Below are 17313 nucleotides of genomic sequence, written 5' to 3'. Positions count from 1 at the left end.
GGCGGGTGCTGCCGATCCATTTCACCACGGGCCTTGAAAAATCGCCCCCGTTGCGCAATGTCGACCGAAACCAGAATGCGAGGATGCGGCATGGGCCTGCCTATCAGAGATCAGATGAAATACTGGGGTGTCGCGGGGGCGCTTTTTCTGGTGTTCCTGTGGTTCACAGGTGACGTGCTGCTGCCGTTTCTGATCGGGGCGGCGATTGCCTATTTCCTGGATCCCGTGGCCGACCGGCTCGAAGCCATGGGGCTGAGCCGCGCGATGGCCACGATGGTGATCACGCTTGTCGCCTTGCTGATCTTTGTGCTGATGGCGCTGCTGGTGATCCCGACCTTGATCAATCAGGCCATCAACCTGTTCGAGGTCGCCCCCGAGCTGACCCGCAATTTCACCAATTTCCTGACCGAACGTTTCCCCGCCCTGCTGGACGAAGGATCGACCCTGCGCAGCTCGATCAACTCTATCGGGTCGACCATTCAGGAACGCGGCGGCGAGGTGCTGAACACGGCGATCTCCTCGGCGGCGTCGCTGTTGAACGTGATGGTGCTGTTTGTGATCGTGCCGGTGGTTGCCGTCTATCTGCTGCTGGACTGGGACCGTATGGTCGCCCAGATCGACCGCTTGCTGCCGCGCGACCACGCGCCGGTGATCCGTCGCCTTGCGCGTGACATCGACCGCACGCTGGCGGGGTTCATCCGCGGCATGGGCACCGTCTGCCTGATTTTAGGGGCCTATTATGCCATCGCGCTGATGCTGGTGGGGCTGCAATTCGGCCTTGTGGTGGGCTTTATCGCGGGTCTGGTCACCTTCATCCCCTATCTCGGCGCGGTTCTGGGCGGTGCCTTGGCCATCGGTCTGGCGCTGTTCCAGTTCTGGGGGGATTGGTTCTCGATCGGGATGGTGGCGGGCATCTTCGTGCTCGGCCAGATGATTGAAGGCAACTTCCTCACCCCCAAGCTGGTGGGCAATTCGGTCGGGCTGCATCCGGTCTGGCTGATCCTGGCGCTGTCTGTCTTTGGCTCTTTGTTCGGCTTTGTCGGCATGCTAGCCGCCGTGCCGATTGCCGCCGCCCTTGGCGTGATTGCACGCTTCGCGACCGAGCAATACGTCGAAAGCTCGCTATATCAGGGCACGCAGCGCAAGACCTTGGACGAAACGGCGGACTGACACGATGGCACAACAGCTTGGACTTGACCTTCCCAGCCGCCCCGCACTGGGACGGGACGACTTTTTCGTCGCCCCGTCCAACGCGATTGCCGTGGCCATGATCGAGGGCTGGCAGGCCTGGGCGGGGCGCAAGATGGTGCTGACCGGCCCGCCCGGATCAGGCAAGACCCATCTGGCGCATGTCTGGGCCAATCTGTCCGGCGCAGGTATCATCGACGCGCGCGACATTGCCACAGGCGATATCCCCGCGCTGGCCCAAGGCCCGCTGGCGGTCGAGAACGTGCCCGACATCGCGGGCGACAATGCGGCCGAGACGCATCTTTTCCACCTGCACAATCTGGTGCTGGCCGAAGGCCATAGCCTGCTGCTGACCGGCACCCCGGCGGTGCCCCAATGGGGGCTGCATCTGCCTGACCTGACGAGCCGTATGCGCGCGGCGACGGCGGCCGCACTTGAAGCGCCCGATGACAGCCTGCTCACGGCCGTCATGGCCAAGCTGCTGGCCGACCGCCAGCTGACCCCCAAACCCGACGTGATCCCCTATCTGTTGCTGCGCATGGACCGGTCTTTCGCAGCTGCGGGTGATCTGGTCGCGGCCCTGGATGCCGCCAGTCTGGCGCAACAAAAACCGGTGACACGAGCGCTGGCCGCACAAGTGCTGGACAATGGGTTTAACGCCGCGCGATAATCTTCTCAGATTTCGTCACAAACCCATTACAATGCAACGCCATAAGGCCGTCATGACAAACGCTGACTTTCTCGAATCCGCCTTCGTGCCGCCGCAGGATATGCCCGATCTGGACATCACCGGCCCCGGTCGTTTCTATAACCGCGAGCTCAGCTGGCTCGGGTTCAACTGGCGTGTTCTCGAAGAGGCCAAGAACCCCCGCGTGCCGCTGCTGGAACGCCTGCGCTTCCTGTCGATCTCGGCAGGCAACCTCGACGAATTCTATACCGTGCGTGTTGCGGGCCTGCGCGAGCTTGCCCAGGCGGGCAACACCACCCCGGCCAGCGACGGGCTGACCCCTGCCCAGCAACTGGTGCTGATCAACGAAGACGCGCGCAAGCTGATGACCGAACAACAGCGCGTGCTGGTCGATCTGATGTCAGAGATGGACGACCAGAACATCATGCTCGAACGCGCCGCTGATCTGGACGCGGCCGATCTGGCCTATCTTGACGATGTATTCCTGCACCGTGTCTTTGCGGTTCTGACCCCGCTGGCGATTGACCCCGCGCACCCCTTCCCCTTCATCCCCAACACCGGCTACGCCTTGGCGCTTCAACTGGAACGCACCAGCGACAAGCGCCCCCTTCAGGCGCTGCTGCCGATCCCGGCGCAGATCGACCGTTTCGTCGCCCTGCCCGCCGCCGAAGGCTCGCTTCGGTTCCTGCCGCTCGAAGATCTGCTGGTGCTCAAGGTGCCGGGGCTGTTTCCGGGCTACAAGCTCAAGGCGCATTTCGAATTCCGCGTGCTGCGTGACAGCGACCTTGAGGTCGAGGAAGAGGCCGAGGACCTGGTGCGCGAATTCGAGGTCGCCCTGAAACGCCGCCGCCGCGGCGAGGTCGTGCGCCTGACCCATTCCGCCGGAGCCCCCGAAAAGCTGAAATCCGTGGTCATGGCCGAACTTGGCGTGCGCCCGCAGGATGTGATCGAACTGGACGGGATGATCGGCATCAACGACCTGTCCGAACTGGTGACCGATAGCCGCCCCGATCTGCTCTGGCCGCAATTCACCCCGCGCATCCCCGAACGCGTGACCGATCACGAAGGCGATATGTTCGCCGCGATCCGGTCCAAGGACATGCTGCTGCACCACCCCTACGAGACCTTCGATATGGTGGTCCGCTTTCTGGCACAGGCCGCGCGCGATCCCGATGTGGTGGCGATCAAACAGACGCTTTACCGCACCTCGCGCGACAGCCCCATCGTAGAGGCGCTGTGCGAAGCCGCCGAGGACGGGAAATCCGTCACCGCGCTGGTCGAGCTCAAGGCGCGTTTCGACGAGGCTGCCAACATCCGCCAGTCGCGCAGGCTGGAACGCGCAGGCGCACATGTCGTCTATGGGTTTCTCGACCTCAAGACCCACGCAAAAATCTCGACCGTGGTGCGCCGCGAGGGCGATCAACTGGTCACCTATACCCACTATGGCACGGGCAACTATCACCCGATCACCGCGCGCATTTATACCGATCTGTCGCTGTTCACCTGTGACCAGAAGTTGGGCCGCGACGCGACCAAAGTGTTCAACTACCTGTCGGGCTACGCGCAACCCGACACGCTGGACAACCTCGCCATCTCGCCCATCTCGTTGAAGCCGCGCCTGCTGGCGATGATCGCCGCCGAGGCCGACCATGCCGCAGCCGGAAAACCGGCAGAGATCTGGGCCAAGATGAACTCCATCGTGGATGCGGATGTGATCGACGCGCTTTACGCCGCGAGCCAGGCAGGGGTGAAAATCAGCCTGGTGATCCGCGGCATCTGCGGGTTGCGCCCCGGCATCAAGGGGCTATCCGAAAACATCCGCGTGAAATCCATCGTCGGGCGCTTTCTGGAGCATTCACGCATCGTCTGCTTTGGCAATGGCTACGGGCTGCCGCATAAGAAATCGCGGGTCTTCATGTCCTCCGCCGACTGGATGGGCCGCAACCTGACCCGCCGCGTCGAAACACTGGTCGAGATCGAGAACCCCACCGTCAAGGCGCAGATCACCAGTCAGGTCATGGCGGCCAATCTTGCGGATGTGGCGCAAAGCTGGGTCATGTCCCCCGATGGCAGCTTTGCCCGCCCCGAGATTGCAGAAGGCACTTTCGCCTTCAACTGCCACCGCTTCTTCATGGAGAACCCGTCTCTCTCCGGACGTGGCACGGCGGGCGCATCCGACGTCCCGAAACTGACCCATACCGAAGACTAACCGCTTCATTTTGCCTGTAAACTCTCGCCGAAGGCGCATCTGTCCGATTGCGTTCCCGCTGGCGTTTATATCCCCCCATCACGGCGGGGTTTTTCACGTGCCCGTTTGCGTTAACGATTGACGCGGCGGGCCGGCTGGGCCAACTTGCCCCCCAAACAAAGGCCCCCGCAGGAGCGTCCGTGGCAGATAAAACCGACACCCCTCCGCCCTCTCCCGTGCCCGAAACGGGCGTCGCTGATCTGGGCCTGTTCGGCAAACCCCTGTTCCTAGACCCTTCGGCCCGTGCGCTGGCGCGTGTGGGTGTGGTCGATGTGGGGTCGAACTCTGTCCGGTTGGTGGTGTTTGACGGGGCCGCGCGGTCGCCTGCCTATTTCTACAATGAAAAGATCATGTGCGCCCTTGGGGCGGGCATGGCCGAAACAGGCCATCTGTCGCCCGAAGGCCGGGTCCGCGCCCTCTCTGCCATGCGCCGCTTCAGCAAGCTGGCACAGGGCATGGGCCTGTCCGAGCTGACCGTCGTCGCCACCGCCGCCGTGCGCGATGCCAGCGACGGGCGTGATTTCTGCGACGAGGTGCAGCGCGAGACGGGCCTGAAGATCTGGGTCATCGACGGCGAGGAAGAGGCGCGGCTGTCAGCGCAGGGTGTTTTGCTGGGCTGGCCCGGTGCCTTCGGTCTGGTCTGCGACATCGGCGGGTCGTCGATGGAGCTGGCGGAAATCTCGGGCGGGCGCGTGGGCAAACGGGTGACCTCGGCGCTTGGGCCGCTGAAACTGCGCGACATCAAGGGCGGTGCCAAGGCACGGCAGGCGCAGATCAAGACAGTGATCGAAGGGCTGGCCGAAAAGATGGGCGCACAGCGCGACCGTCTGTTTCTGGTCGGCGGCTCGTGGCGTGCCATCGCGCGCATCGACATGGTGCGCCGCGGCTACCCGCTGCACGTGCTGCATGAATACCGGATGACACCGAAATCCGTCCGCGAGACGGTGAAACACATCCAGACCAGCGACCATGAAGAGCTGCGCAAGATCAGCGGCGTCTCCGCCAGCCGGATGGCGTTGGTGCCCTTTGCCGCCGAAGTGCTGTCGCGGCTGGTCAAGACCTTCAAACCCAAGGATATCGCGATCTCCAGCTACGGAATCCGCGAGGGGATGCTGTACGAACAGATGCCCCAACGCCTGCGCGACCGCGACCCTCTGATCGAGGCCTGCCGCTTTGCAGAAGCCAAGGACGCGCGCACGCCGGGGTTCGGCAAGGCGCTGTTCGACTTTATCCTGCCGCTTTATAAATCCGCGCCGCCGCAGCGCAAACGTCTGGTCAAGGCCGCCTGCCTGCTGCACGACGTCAGCTGGCGCGCGCATCCCGACTACCGCGCCGAAGTCTGTTTCGACAACGCAACGCGGGCGAATCTGGGCGGGCTGAAACACTCAGAACGGATCTATCTGGGGCTGGCGCTGCTGCACCGCTATTCCAACAAGCGCGAGAATACCCGTTTCGAAGACCTCTATGAAATGGTCGATGAAAAGACCCGGCTAGAGGCCGAGATTCTGGGCAAGGCCATGCGCTTTGGCGCGATGCTCTGGATGAACCCCGAGGAAGAGCGCGGCCACCTGCGCTGGTTCCCCAAGAAAAAGCTGCTGGAGCTGTGGCTGACCGACGACATGATGCCCCTGTTCGGAGAGGTCGCCGAAGCGCGACTGAATTCCCTCGCCCTGTCCCTGGGGGCCGAGGTCCAGCTTAAGACCTGCAAGAAATAGCCTGTCTTACAGGTCGATCTGCGGCACCTCGTCCAGATAGATCGCGGGCGGGGGCGGCGTTTCCTCGGGTGTCTTGTCTTCGGGCATATCATCTTCCGGCGCGGGGTCTGGCTTGCGGCGGATCACGATATCGCCGTTGGGCATCTTTTGGGGCGGCTCATAGACGCTCCAATCCTCGACCTCTTCCAGCAGATCGGTAAAGGCGGGCCCCATCTCGGAAATGAAATTCCGCAACGCGGGGCTGGCCTTGCGACCCCACTCGCCCAGCCCTTCCAGCGCGGGGGCCATCTCTTTCTTCATACCGTCAAAGAAATCCCGCGCCCCGCGTTCCATCAAGGAAAAGCCGGAGCCGTCGTTTTCCTGCTCTTGTGCCACGGCGACACTGGACAGGCAGATCAGGGTGGTGGTCAAAAGAAACTGTCTCATGCGGCGAAGACTGCCCTATTTCATCTTGTGATGAAAGCGGGATTAAAGGCGCGTCGACAGGTCCAGATCAATCGTCACCGGAAAGTGATCCGACGCCGTGATCAAGGCGTCGCGCAAGGCGGCATCCCCCCAGCATTCCGGATCGTCCAACGGGTGCCAGATGCGCCATTGCGGCCGATGCGCGGTCAGGGACGGGCTGATCATGATGTAATCCAGCAGTGCCTGCAGATAACGTTTTTCGGGCGCGATCCAGAAGCGCGACGTGGTGGGCATCGCCCCGATCCGCTGGCCCAAGGCGCGGGTCGCATGGGGATCGACGAGCGCGCGATCCTGCCGGTGGCCCATCACAATCTCGACCGAGGACCGCCCGAAAAGGTCCTCGAAACTGTCCAGGCCCGGCCCGTCGTTCAGATCGCCCAAGACCATCAGCGGCGTGCCATCGTCGAGCCGCGCATCGATCCGCCGACGCAGCCAGATCGCCTGCGCCAGCTGCTTGCGTCGGTTGGCGATGCCGATGCGCAGCGCATCCTGCGGCGTCTTGGCCCCATGGGGGGCCTTGGACTTCAGATGCGCGCCGATCATGTGAAACGCCACCCCTTCGCGGGTAACGATATCCAGCTCGAGCGGCGGTTTGGAAAAGACGACATGATCCTCGCGCGCGTCGATATCCAGATCAATGTCCAACGTCCCGTCAAAGCGCGGCGCCTCCCCCTGCCCGACCGCACCACCGGGCGCATGGGTGGCCGACAGCCGGTCCGGATCGAACAACAGCGCGATTTCCTGCTGCGTGTCATTGGCAAAGCCGATCACCGCCTTGCGGGTGCGCAGATCGAAATGCGCGGCAAAGCGTTCCAATGCGGCCACGGTGCCGCGTTTTCGGCTTTGGTCAGGGGCCTCGATCACCATCACAGCATCGGCATCCATCACCCGAAACACGGTGCCCAAAGCCTGCGCCTGCTGCGCACGGGTGATATTGTGGCGTGCCGACCACCCGTCATCCAGCAACAGTTGATCCTCATCGTCGAACAGACCTGTGAACCATTCGACGTTATAGGTCGCGATCCGCATTACTGCGCCTTGCCTGACCAGGTCTCCCACGCGCGGTTGATGTCGATCATGCGTTTTTCGGCCATGGCGATGGCCTCTTGCGGCAGGCCACGGGCGACCAAAGCATCGGGATGATTGGCCCGCACCAGCTTGCGCCACGCCGCGCGCCCCTCTTCAAGCGAGGCATCGGGCGGAATGCCCAGAACCGCATGGGGCAGCGGCGAGGTATCGGGCACGAACCGCGCCCGAAGCGAGGCAAAATCGCTGTCATCCATCGCGAAGATCTGCGCGACACGCACCAGAAACGCATCCTCGTTCGGGTGGTACATGCCGTCGGCCATGGCAATGTGGAACAACCCTTCGATCAGGTCATGCAACGTCTCGGGCTGGTCTGCAAACATCTGCGCAATGCGCGCGGCGTAATCCTCGAACCCGGCCACATCGTGCCGTGCCAGATTGAACACCCGCGCCGCCCCCTGCTGGTCGGCCTCGGCAATCTGGAACACTTCGCGAAAGGCGGTAACCTCGTCGCGGGTCACCTGCCCGTCGGCCTTGGCCATCTTGGCCCCAAGCGCGATCACCGCAATGGTAAAGGCCACCGACCGCTCTGGCGGGGTGCGCAGACGGTCGAAAACAGCCGACAGCCCCTCACCGGCGGTGAGCGCTGACAAAGCTTCGGTGATGCGAGACCAAATAGACATGACGCCCACCATACGGGGCAGCGCCGGGGAAGTCAGCGGGGCGTCAGCATTTTCTGCATCAAAATTAGGTCAAGCTGCTGCCCGTTCTTCTGCCCGATGCGCGGCATCCTGCCCACGTGGTCAAACCCGAGTGCCGCATGAAAGCCAACGGCACCCGGATTGGCCCCGCTGATCGCCGCCACCATGACGCGCCGCCCCTGTGCGACGGCCGCATCACAGGCGGTTTGCATCAAGGCACGGCCGGCACCCGCGCCCTGTGCTGCGGCATCCAGCACGATCGAATGCTCCACCGCATCGCGATACCCCACCCCGCTGCGAAAAGCCCCGTAGGTGATGAAACCGGCGACACCCTCCGCGTCGGCCACCCAGAACTGCCCCGCGCGACCGGCGATCAGCGCCTCGACCTCTGCACCGGTCTTGGGCTGCGACGTGAAGGTGAACAGCGTTTGCGTGATCATCACATTCCACAGGGCCGCCACCACACCGGCATCACTGCCCTTTGCAGGCCGGATGATCACGCCAGCACAGCGCGGCCCGCGGGCGTGTCAAAACGGGCAGAAAGCGCCGGTGTCCCGACCTCGAACACGACGCGCGCATCGGTGAAGACCGGGGCAAGCGCTGCCGCCAATGCCTCGGCCTGCGGATGCTGGACCGTCAATGTCACCAAACGACAGCCAGAGGCATCAAGCCGCTGGGTCGGATGGGCCTCGCCTTCCCATTGCATCAAGGCAGGGGCGCAATTGTCATAGGGCAGCATACCGGTTTCCGGCACCGCCATACGCCAGCGCAGATCTCCGCGCTGCAACGCCACCGGCGCGCCATAGCCTTCGGGCAAGGCTTCCAGCGTCGCGTCAAGATCATCGCAGCGGCAAATCCAGTTGGACAGCCGCGCCGGACCGTTGAACCGGTCCAGATCAAACCAGCGCGCATAGGCAGGCGCAGGCGCGTCGGGGTCGACGGCAATCGCCTCCAGATACAGCGCATCGGCAAGCCCCAGCAGATGGTTATGCGTGCCAAACACCGCATGTGCGCCACCCGGTTGCAACGGCACCCCAAGCACTTGCGCGGCCAGGTCAGACGCGGCTTTCAGGCTCTCGCCCGCGACGGCAAGATGGTCCAGTTCGATCATTGGTCCTGCTTCCAGATGGTTCAAATCCTCGGGGGAGTGTGAGGGGGCAGACGGCCCCCTCGCGTCCGTTTAGCTGCGTGCGGCACGGATCAGTTTCAGGATATCCTGCGCGGCATTGGGGATATTGGTCCCCGGCCCGAAGATCGCCTTGACCCCCGCATCCTTGAGGAACTTGTAATCCTGCTGCGGAATGACCCCGCCGCAGATGACCAGAATATCCTCGGCCCCTTGATCCTTCAGCGCCTTGATCAACTGCGGGGCGAGCGTTTTGTGACCCGCCGCCTGGGACGAGATGCCGATGACATGCACGTCGTTGTCCACGGCATCCTGCGCGGCCTCGGCGGGGGTCTGGAACAGCGGCCCCACATCCACGTCGAACCCGATATCGGCAAAGGCGGTCGCAATGACCTTGGCCCCGCGGTCGTGCCCGTCCTGACCCATCTTGACCACCAGCATACGCGGACGGCGGCCTTCGGCTTCGGCGAAATCCTCGACCGATTTCTGGATTTCCGCAAAGCCGCTGTCGCCCTCATAGGCCGCGCCATAGACGCCGGCCAATGTCTTGACCTCGGCGCGGTGACGTCCGAATTTTTCTTCCATCGCCATGCTGATCTCCCCTACGGTGGCGCGGGCGCGGGCGGCTTCGACCGCCCCTTCCAACAGGTTTCCGCCCTCTGCGGCGCGGCGGGTCAGCTCGGCCAGGGCGGCTTTGCAGGCGTCTTCGTCACGCGCGCCACGGATCGCTTCAAGACGCTTGATCTGGCTGTCGCGCACCTTGACGTTATCGACGTCCAGAATGTCGATCTCGTCCTCGACCTCGCGGCGGTATTTGTTGACCCCGACGATCACCTCGGTGCCGCGGTCGATCTTGGCCTGACGGGTGGCGGCGGCCTCTTCGATGCGCAGTTTCGGCATGCCGGAGGCGACGGCCTTGGTCATCCCGCCCAGCTCTTCCACCTCTTCGATCAGCTTCCATGCGGCGTCTGCCAGATCGGCGGTCAGCTTTTCGACATAGTAGCTGCCGGCCAGCGGGTCGACGACATTGGTGACGCCGGTTTCTTCTTGCAAAATCAACTGCGTGTTGCGCGCAATGCGCGAGGAGAAATCGGTGGGCAGGGCAATCGCCTCGTCCAGCGCGTTGGTGTGCAGTGACTGCGTGCCGCCCAGAACCGCGCTCATCGCCTCGTAGGCGGTGCGGATCACGTTGTTATAGGGGTCTTGTTCCTGAAGGCTCACGCCGGAGGTCTGGCAGTGGGTCCGCAGCATCGAGGATTTGGGGTTCTTCGGTTTGAATTCATCCATGATCCGCGACCACAGCAGACGCGCCGCGCGCAGTTTCGCGGCCTCCATAAAGAAGTTCATGCCGATGCAGAAGAAGAAGCTCAGCCGGGGTGCAAACCGGTCCACATCCATGCCCGCCGCAATCGCCGTGCGCACATATTCGCGGCCATCGGCAAGGGTAAAGGCCAGTTCCTGCACAAGGTTCGCCCCCGCCTCTTGCATATGGTAACCCGAGATCGAGATGGAGTTGAACTTCGGCATGTGGTCCGAGGTATATTCGATGATATCCCCGATGATCCGCATCGAGGGCTCGGGCGGATAGATATAGGTGTTGCGGACCATGAATTCTTTCAGAATGTCGTTCTGAATGGTGCCCGAGAGCACGGATTTATCATGCCCCTGCTCTTCGCCCGCGACGATGAAATTCGCCAGGATCGGGATCACCGCGCCGTTCATCGTCATGGAGACCGATACTTTGTCGAGCGGGATGCCGTCGAACAGGATCTTCATATCCTCGACGCTGTCGATGGCCACGCCCGCCTTACCCACGTCGCCCTCGACACGGGGGTGGTCGCTGTCATAGCCGCGGTGGGTGGCCAGATCGAAGGCCACCGACACCCCCTGCTGCCCCGCCGCAAGGGCGCGGCGGTAAAAGGCGTTCGATTCCTCTGCCGTAGAGAACCCCGCATATTGGCGGATCGTCCACGGGCGGCCGGCGTACATGGTCGCCTTCACCCCACGGGTAAAGGGTGCCTCTCCGGGGATGCCGCCCAGATGGTCCAGCCCTTCGGTGTCTTCCGCAGTGTAAAGCGGTTTGACATCAATGCCTTCCAGCGTGTGCCACGTCAGGTCATCGAGGCTACGCCCGCGCAGCTCCGCCTCAGCCAGATTGCGCCAGTTTTCTTTGTCCGCTGTCATGGTGGTGTCCTTTTCTTCTATCGCCGTCTGGCCAGCTTGTGCCGGCTCTTGGGGCGGTTGAGGTCTCTGTCAGGGTGGCAAGACCATCCGCACCGGCTGTCAGCCAGAACAGATCGTCCGCATAGGTTTCACGCAAGGCTGCGGCCTGCGCGTCGCTAAAGGGGTGCCAGTTGCCCAGCCCGTCACTGCGCAGCCCTGCCGCGGCAGGGCCCATCTGTGCACGCAGGCTGGCCTCGTCCGGGCGGCGGTTCAGCCAATAGCCTTGGGTGGTGGCGGGGGCGGCACGACCGGTGAGCTGCGTAAACAGCGCATCGGGGCGGCCCGCGCAATCGTCATAGCGGGCGATGCTGATCTTTGCCTCGGGCAAGGCGCAGGCAAGATCGGTGATGACATCGCGCCAGCCGCGTCGGTCATGAGCCATGCGGTCAATCTGGTCGGCATCCGGTACGGGATGCCCGCGCCCCACGGTATAGGCCAGCGCAGAGGCCCACCAATGGTCCGTCTGCCGGATGGTCAGCACCACCTGCGTCACGCGCCCGCCAAAGCTGGCCCCGAACCGCGCCATACGTTCGCCGATGGCCGGAAACAGCCGCCCGCTGCGCACCGAATGGCGCGCCGAGCCGATCATATTCTCGTCCGAGATCAGCAGTTGATCCGCCCCGAGGTCCCGTGCCTTGCCCATCAGCAGCGACACGCGCCCGTTTACCAAATTCGGCCCCGAGGCCAGCATTCCCGACGCCGGAAACAGCCCTGCAAACAGCCCGCCACGGGTCTGGCGCGGCCCCCAGACGCAGGTGCCCTGCGCCGCGATGGGATCGGCGTGATCCGCCAGATAGCGTTGAAAACTGGTGGTTCCTGTACGGTGTGCACCGACGTGAAGAAGAATATCCATGATCTGCTTGCCCAATCCTTGAACGGGGGCCAGCCACTGTGGCCCACTAAGAGTTTGAGCCACAGTCATGCCCGCAAACCTGTTGCAGAGTGCTTAATATGCGCAGATGTCCGGTTGTGCATCGCAATTGCGTCGCACAAGCTTATATCTGTACGGACAGGAGACAAAATGAAACCAGTGATAGCCCTTGTTTTTGCAGGATTGTTTGCGGTCTCGGCGGGGGCGCAAACGGCCACGGACCCCGAGGTTCCCACGTTGTTCCTGCCCGCAGATATGGAAGATTTGAGTGAATTCCACTGGAAAAAAAGACCGGTTCTGGTCTTTGCGGACAGCGAGGATGACCCCGCCTTCCAATCCCAGATGGAGCTTTTGCGCGAACAGCCCGAAGACCTGATCGAGCGTGACGTGATCGTCCTGACCGATACCGATCCGGGCGCGCGCAGCCCGTTGCGGCTGCGGATGCGGCCGCGCGGGTTCATGTTGGTGCTGGTGGGCAAAGACGGCGGGATCAAGCTGCGCAAGCCCCGCCCCTGGGATGTGCGCGAGATCACCCGCAGCATCGACAAAATGACCATCCGGCAACGCGAAATTCGCGAAGCCAAGGAAAAGTCGGGTAAAATCTTCGACTGAACAGCCAGCAGCCGCTGCAATATGGGCCGGTGCTGCGAAGGGATCCCCCGCAGCGCCGTGTTGTATCCCATGATGGCAACGGCTGGCATGGCGCTTATTCGAACTCGATGATGACATCATCCACAGCGAGGCTATCCCCCGCTGCGGCATTGACCTTGGACACTTTGCCCTTCTTCTCGGCGCGCAGGATGTTTTCCATCTTCATCGCCTCGATGGTGCAGAGGTTCTGGCCTTCCTGTACCTCGTCGCCAACCTCTACATCGATCTTCACCACCAGACCCGGCATCGGGCACAGCAGCATTTTCGATGTGTCGGGCGGCAGTTTCTCGGGCATCAGACGGGCCAGTTCGGCCTGACGCGGGTTGCGCACATGCACTTTCATATCCGCGCCACGGGCCCGCACGCGGAACCCGCCAGAGATTTTGCCGACTTTGAACACCAGCGGTGCGTCATCGATGGTCATCTCGGCCAGTTGGTCGCCCGGTGTCCAGTCGCCCGCGACGCGCAGCGCTGTGCCGTCGTCGAACGTCACCGTCGCGCCCTTTGGGTCGGCCTGAATTTCCACATCGAACGACTGGCCTTGCAGCGCGACGTTCCAGGCGGTGCCGACCTTGCGTTCGTGGTTGTCCATGCGGCCCGACACGCGAGTCCGGCGGATCTCTCCGACGCGGTGCATGGCTGCGGTGGCCGCCGCGATCCGGCGCAGTTCCGCGTCAGGCAGCTCTACCCCGTCAAAGCCGTCGGGGTATTGTTCGGCGATGAAGGCGGTGGTCATGTTGCCTTCGACAAAGATCGGATGATCCATCACGGCAGAGAGGAACGGCAGGTTGTGCCCGATGCCTTCGACCTCGAAGCTATCCAGCGCCACGCGCATGCGTTCAATCGCCTCGGCGCGGGTCGGTGCCCATGTACACAGCTTGGCGATCATCGGGTCGTAATACATCGAGATCTCGCCGCCCTCGTAGACGCCGGTATCGTTGCGCACGGCCGTGTCACCCGCTGGCGCATCGCCCTGCCATTTGTCGTTGGTCAGCAAGGGGCCGGCCGCGATCTCCATCGGAGGGCGGTAGCGCGTCAGACGCCCGATGGAGGGCAGGAAGCCGCGGTACGGATCTTCGGCATAGAGCCGGTTTTCGATCGCCCAACCGGTCAGCTTCACATCGTCTTGGGTGATGGTCAGCTTTTCGCCATTGGCCACGCGGATCATCTGTTCGACCAGATCGACACCGGTGATCAGCTCGGTCACGGGGTGTTCCACCTGAAGACGGGTGTTCATTTCAAGGAAGTAGAAGTTCTTGTCGCCGTCCACGATGAATTCGACCGTACCGGCAGAGGTATAGCCAACGGCCTGCGCCAAGGCGACGGATTGCTCGCCCATGGCTTTGCGGGTGGCTTCGTCAAGGAAAGGCGACGGGGCCTCTTCCACGACCTTCTGGTTGCGGCGCTGGATCGAACATTCGCGTTCGCCCAGATAGATGCCGTTGCCGTGGGCGTCGCAAAGCACCTGAATTTCGATGTGGCGCGGCTGGGTGACGAATTTCTCGATAAAGATACGATCATCGCCAAAGCTGTTGGCGGCCTCGTTCTTGGACGACTGGAACCCCTCGCGGGCCTCTTCATCGTTCCACGCGATACGCATGCCCTTGCCGCCCCCACCGGCAGAGGCTTTCAGCATCACCGGATAGCCGATTTCGTTCGAGATCTTCACCGCCTCGTCCGCGTCTTCGATCAGCCCCATGTAGCCGGGGACCGTGGAAACACCGGCCTCCTGCGCGATTTTCTTGGAGGTGATCTTGTCGCCCATCTTCTCGATCGCGCCCTTAGGGGGGCCGACAAAGGCGACGCCAGCGGCCTCGAGCGCCTCGGCGAATTTCGCGTTCTCGGACAGGAAGCCATAGCCCGGGTGTACGGCCTGCGCGCCCGACTGCTTGATCGCGTCCATGATCTTGTCGATCACGATATACGACTGGTTCGCGGCGGGCGGGCCGATGTGGATCGCCTCATCGGCCATCTGGACGTGCAACGCCTGCGCATCAGCGTCGGAATAGACGGCGACGGTTTCGATGCCCATCTTCTTGGCGGTCTTGATAACGCGGCAGGCAATCTCGCCGCGGTTGGCGATCAGGATCTTATTGAACATCGACTGTCCCTTTTGGTCTTGAGTGAACGGAAAAACCCCGCATCAGCACGCGGCTGAGCGGGGCAAAATCTTTGGCAATGCAGCTACCGCGACCCAAGGCCGCGGTAGATGTCACATTATTGGCAGCGTACTGCGCCGGATTGGCACGCCAGTACGTTTGCGCCGGCACCGATGGCCGCGCCTTGCGCGAGGCTACCGCCTGTGACGGCTGCAGCACCGGCACCCACGACACCACCGCCGAGCGCTTGTTCGCCCAGTGTGTCACCGCATGCAGCGAGGCCAGCGGACGCAGTAACGGCGAGAAGAATTGTTTTGATGGACATGGGATTAAACCTTTTATTGATCGTGCATTATTTGCGATGTGATGCTGATAAACGCATGGTTTCGCAGAAGGTTCCACCGCGGTTTGCGTTTTTGCGCCCGCCCCTCCCGCCCCGACGGGCAAATTACCGCCCAACATGCCGCGCATGTGGCAAAAACCAGCCGAAAGGAAGGGGGCGACGCGCATGATCAATCCTCGAACGCGTCGGGGAAAGACGCCCGGGCAAGGGCTTCGTTGATGACCAGCATCGCGTCATAGTCGGCTGGATCAAAGGGGTCATCTACCGCGACGACCTCGCGACCAAAGAGCCAAGACAGACGGCCCGCGTCCAGATTGCCCCTTTCGAACGGCTGGTCGCCAAAGGCTTCCCACAGCGCGCGCATAAAGGCCGTGTCAACGCGACGGTCCGCCGCCTTGCGGTCGGAACGGCGTTCGCGACGGGTCAGCGGGGTGACCCCACGCGGATTGGCGCGACGGATAACGAATTGATAGTCTGATCCGGGCATACGCCCCGGAAAACCGCGATGTTTCAGCATGATACCCCCCAGACTGCGAGGGCGATGCGCGGTGCTACCCCTGCGTTACATGCCGCAGAGGGGTTGGAGACAGGCGCAGAGGCCTGTCCCCGACAAGCATTACTTGTACTTGCCTGTGTACACGGGCTCAACCGAGATGGGCTCGGGTGCGACCACGACATATTCTTCTTGCTGCTTGGGTGCGCATGCCGCAACGGCTGCGATAAGGCCGAATGCGGCCAGCATTGTGATGCTCTTGGACATCTAAGTCTCCTGTCACTGTTTAAAGGGCCCAGCACTGCCTCATGCCAATCAGACCCCGATGTTAAAGTAAGAAATACGTCGGTATTCCCCGCCGCGACATTATCGCAGTTCATTGGCGTTGCATACGGTGTGCTTTCCAATGCGGCCAGATGTGACGCCAAAGCCGCAGTTCGGCGCGCTGGTGCCGCAGCGCTCGCAAGATGTTGTGGGTGCATCAAAGGCCCTCCCAGATACAGGTGTCGTTGCTCAGGCGAAATGCCTCGAAAAACTGTGTGGCCTCGGGGTCGGACACCCCGAATTCCGTGACGCGATCAGCCAAAGAGATCACGATGACCTCTCCGTCCAGCGCATGTTGCGCCATGTAGGGAATGGCCAGCGCGTCGCACAGATAGGTCATATCGGCCCCAACCTGCGCAAAGTCCACAGCGCCCGTATCGCGCGCGATATAAGGGGCGACAAAACGGAAGCGCAGCCATGTCTGCACCCCCACCTCGTCTATCAGCACCTCTTGCAATTCGATGCTTTCGCCCGACGGCACCTCGACCGGCTGCGCCGCGGCAGAGGCCGTGGCGAAAGCTGCGCAAACCGCAAGCCACTTCAGTGCCGCACCCGCTGGATGCAGCCCGAAGGGCAATGACGCGGAAAGAGAGGGGTGATCGGTAACCAAAGCGGTCTCCTGCCCCTCGGGGCACCTGCAAAGGCACCGCGAGGGATATGGATTAAACGACGTTAGAGCGGGATGTTGTTATGCTTTTTCCAAGGCATCGCGGCTTTCTTGTTGCGCAACGAGGCAAAGGCGCGGGCAATCCGCTTGCGCGTGGTACGCGGCTGGATCACCTCGTCGATAAAGCCACGCTCTGCCGCGACAAAGGGGTTCGCGAAACGCTCTTCGTAATCGGCGGTATGGCGCGCGATCTTTTCGGGGTCGTTCAGATCGGCACGGTGGATGATCTCTGTCGCGCCCTTGGCCCCCATCACGGCAATCTCGGCTGTGGGCCACGCGTAGTTGAAGTCGGACCGCAAGTGCTTGGACGCCATCACGTCATACGCGCCGCCATAGGCTTTGCGGGTGATGACCGTCACCATCGGCACCGTCGCTTCGCCATAGGCGAACAGCAGCTTGGCGCCGTGTTTGATCACGCCGCCATATTCCTGCCCCGTACCGGGGAGAAAGCCGGGCACGTCCACCAGCGTCAGGATCGGAATTTC

General features: G+C 62.5%; 18 protein-coding genes. 5 read left to right on the top strand and 13 right to left on the bottom strand.

What is annotated here, in order from left to right:
- Positions 1 to 90: 90 nt before the first annotated feature.
- The 4 genes from B3849_RS01465 to ppx all read left to right on the top strand — a co-directional run bounded on the left by B3849_RS01465 (position 91) and on the right by ppx (position 5839).
- Positions 91 to 1170, top strand: a complete 1080-nt coding sequence (locus tag B3849_RS01465; protein WP_005852352.1) for an AI-2E family transporter — start codon at positions 91 to 93, stop codon at positions 1168 to 1170.
- Between the two features lie 4 nt (positions 1171 to 1174).
- The gene (locus B3849_RS01460) at positions 1175 to 1858 is read left to right on the top strand and encodes a hypothetical protein (protein ID WP_005852349.1); all 684 of its coding nucleotides are present in this window, start codon (positions 1175 to 1177) and stop codon (positions 1856 to 1858) included.
- A 52-nt stretch (positions 1859 to 1910) separates the two neighbouring features.
- Positions 1911 to 4085, top strand: coding sequence for an RNA degradosome polyphosphate kinase (locus B3849_RS01455; protein WP_037944974.1), 2175 nt, complete (start codon positions 1911 to 1913; stop codon positions 4083 to 4085).
- 179 nt (positions 4086 to 4264) lie between these two features.
- Entirely contained in the window at positions 4265 to 5839 is a 1575-nt protein-coding gene (ppx, locus tag B3849_RS01450) for an exopolyphosphatase (RefSeq protein WP_278425266.1), read from the top strand.
- Between the two features lie 6 nt (positions 5840 to 5845).
- On the opposite strand, the gene B3849_RS01445 is transcribed toward ppx, so the two are convergent.
- The 7 genes from B3849_RS01445 to B3849_RS01415 form a co-directional block, all read right to left on the bottom strand.
- Positions 5846 to 6265 (bottom strand): hypothetical protein, encoded by a 420-nt coding sequence (locus tag B3849_RS01445; RefSeq protein WP_009826515.1) that lies wholly within the window; start codon positions 6263 to 6265, stop codon positions 5846 to 5848.
- Between the two features lie 42 nt (positions 6266 to 6307).
- On the bottom strand, positions 6308 to 7333 hold the full coding sequence (locus B3849_RS01440; RefSeq protein ID WP_286779722.1) for an endonuclease/exonuclease/phosphatase family protein: 1026 nt from the start codon (positions 7331 to 7333) through the stop codon (positions 6308 to 6310).
- Entirely contained in the window at positions 7333 to 8013 is a 681-nt protein-coding gene (locus tag B3849_RS01435) for a molecular chaperone DjiA (RefSeq protein WP_037944973.1), read from the bottom strand. Before B3849_RS01435 ends, B3849_RS01440 begins: the two co-directional genes overlap by 1 nt.
- A gap of 32 nt (positions 8014 to 8045) precedes the next feature.
- The gene (locus tag B3849_RS01430) at positions 8046 to 8531 is read right to left on the bottom strand and encodes a GNAT family N-acetyltransferase (protein ID WP_009826513.1); all 486 of its coding nucleotides are present in this window, start codon (positions 8529 to 8531) and stop codon (positions 8046 to 8048) included.
- Positions 8528 to 9142 (bottom strand): VOC family protein, encoded by a 615-nt coding sequence (locus B3849_RS01425; protein ID WP_278425265.1) that lies wholly within the window; start codon positions 9140 to 9142, stop codon positions 8528 to 8530. The genes B3849_RS01430 and B3849_RS01425 overlap by 4 nt, the downstream gene beginning before the upstream one ends.
- A gap of 69 nt (positions 9143 to 9211) precedes the next feature.
- Positions 9212 to 11341 (bottom strand): methylmalonyl-CoA mutase, encoded by a 2130-nt coding sequence (scpA, locus tag B3849_RS01420; protein WP_009826511.1) that lies wholly within the window; start codon positions 11339 to 11341, stop codon positions 9212 to 9214.
- Positions 11304 to 12233 carry a hypothetical protein gene (locus B3849_RS01415; RefSeq protein ID WP_278425262.1) on the bottom strand — a complete coding sequence of 310 codons (930 nt, stop codon included), beginning with the start codon at positions 12231 to 12233 and terminating at the stop codon, positions 11304 to 11306. Before B3849_RS01415 ends, scpA begins: the two co-directional genes overlap by 38 nt.
- A gap of 168 nt (positions 12234 to 12401) precedes the next feature.
- Here B3849_RS01415 and B3849_RS01410 point away from each other — a divergent pair, with 168 nt between their 5' ends.
- Positions 12402 to 12863: a DUF4174 domain-containing protein gene (locus B3849_RS01410; protein WP_074635547.1), complete on the top strand. Its 462-nt coding sequence runs from the start codon at positions 12402 to 12404 to the stop codon at positions 12861 to 12863.
- A 94-nt stretch (positions 12864 to 12957) separates the two neighbouring features.
- Here the strand turns inward: B3849_RS01410 and B3849_RS01405 are convergent, their stop codons facing one another.
- The 6 genes from B3849_RS01405 to B3849_RS01380 all read right to left on the bottom strand — a co-directional run.
- Positions 12958 to 15003, bottom strand: coding sequence for an acetyl-CoA carboxylase biotin carboxylase subunit (locus tag B3849_RS01405; RefSeq protein WP_005852328.1), 2046 nt, complete (start codon positions 15001 to 15003; stop codon positions 12958 to 12960).
- A gap of 116 nt (positions 15004 to 15119) precedes the next feature.
- Entirely contained in the window at positions 15120 to 15326 is a 207-nt protein-coding gene (locus tag B3849_RS01400) for a hypothetical protein (protein WP_037943771.1), read from the bottom strand.
- A 187-nt stretch (positions 15327 to 15513) separates the two neighbouring features.
- Positions 15514 to 15861: a hypothetical protein gene (locus B3849_RS01395; RefSeq protein WP_005852325.1), complete on the bottom strand. Its 348-nt coding sequence runs from the start codon at positions 15859 to 15861 to the stop codon at positions 15514 to 15516.
- Between the two features lie 99 nt (positions 15862 to 15960).
- The gene (locus B3849_RS01390; RefSeq protein WP_005852323.1) at positions 15961 to 16104 is read right to left on the bottom strand and encodes a hypothetical protein; all 144 of its coding nucleotides are present in this window, start codon (positions 16102 to 16104) and stop codon (positions 15961 to 15963) included.
- Positions 16105 to 16318: 214 nt separating this feature from the next.
- Complete coding sequence (locus tag B3849_RS01385) at positions 16319 to 16771, bottom strand: DUF6497 family protein (RefSeq protein ID WP_235208501.1); 453 nt, start codon at positions 16769 to 16771, stop codon at positions 16319 to 16321.
- A gap of 62 nt (positions 16772 to 16833) precedes the next feature.
- Positions 16834 to 17313 (bottom strand): carboxyl transferase domain-containing protein (locus B3849_RS01380; RefSeq protein WP_286779721.1); only part of this gene is annotated, 480 nt, incomplete at its 5' end.

The sequence above is a fragment of the Sulfitobacter sp. UBA4523 genome, from assembly GCF_002388305.1.
Taxonomy (GTDB): Bacteria; Pseudomonadota; Alphaproteobacteria; order Rhodobacterales; family Rhodobacteraceae; genus Sulfitobacter; species Sulfitobacter pontiacus.
The sequence above is the reverse complement of the archived record's forward strand: the minus strand, read 5'-3'. Positions and strand labels throughout refer to the sequence as shown.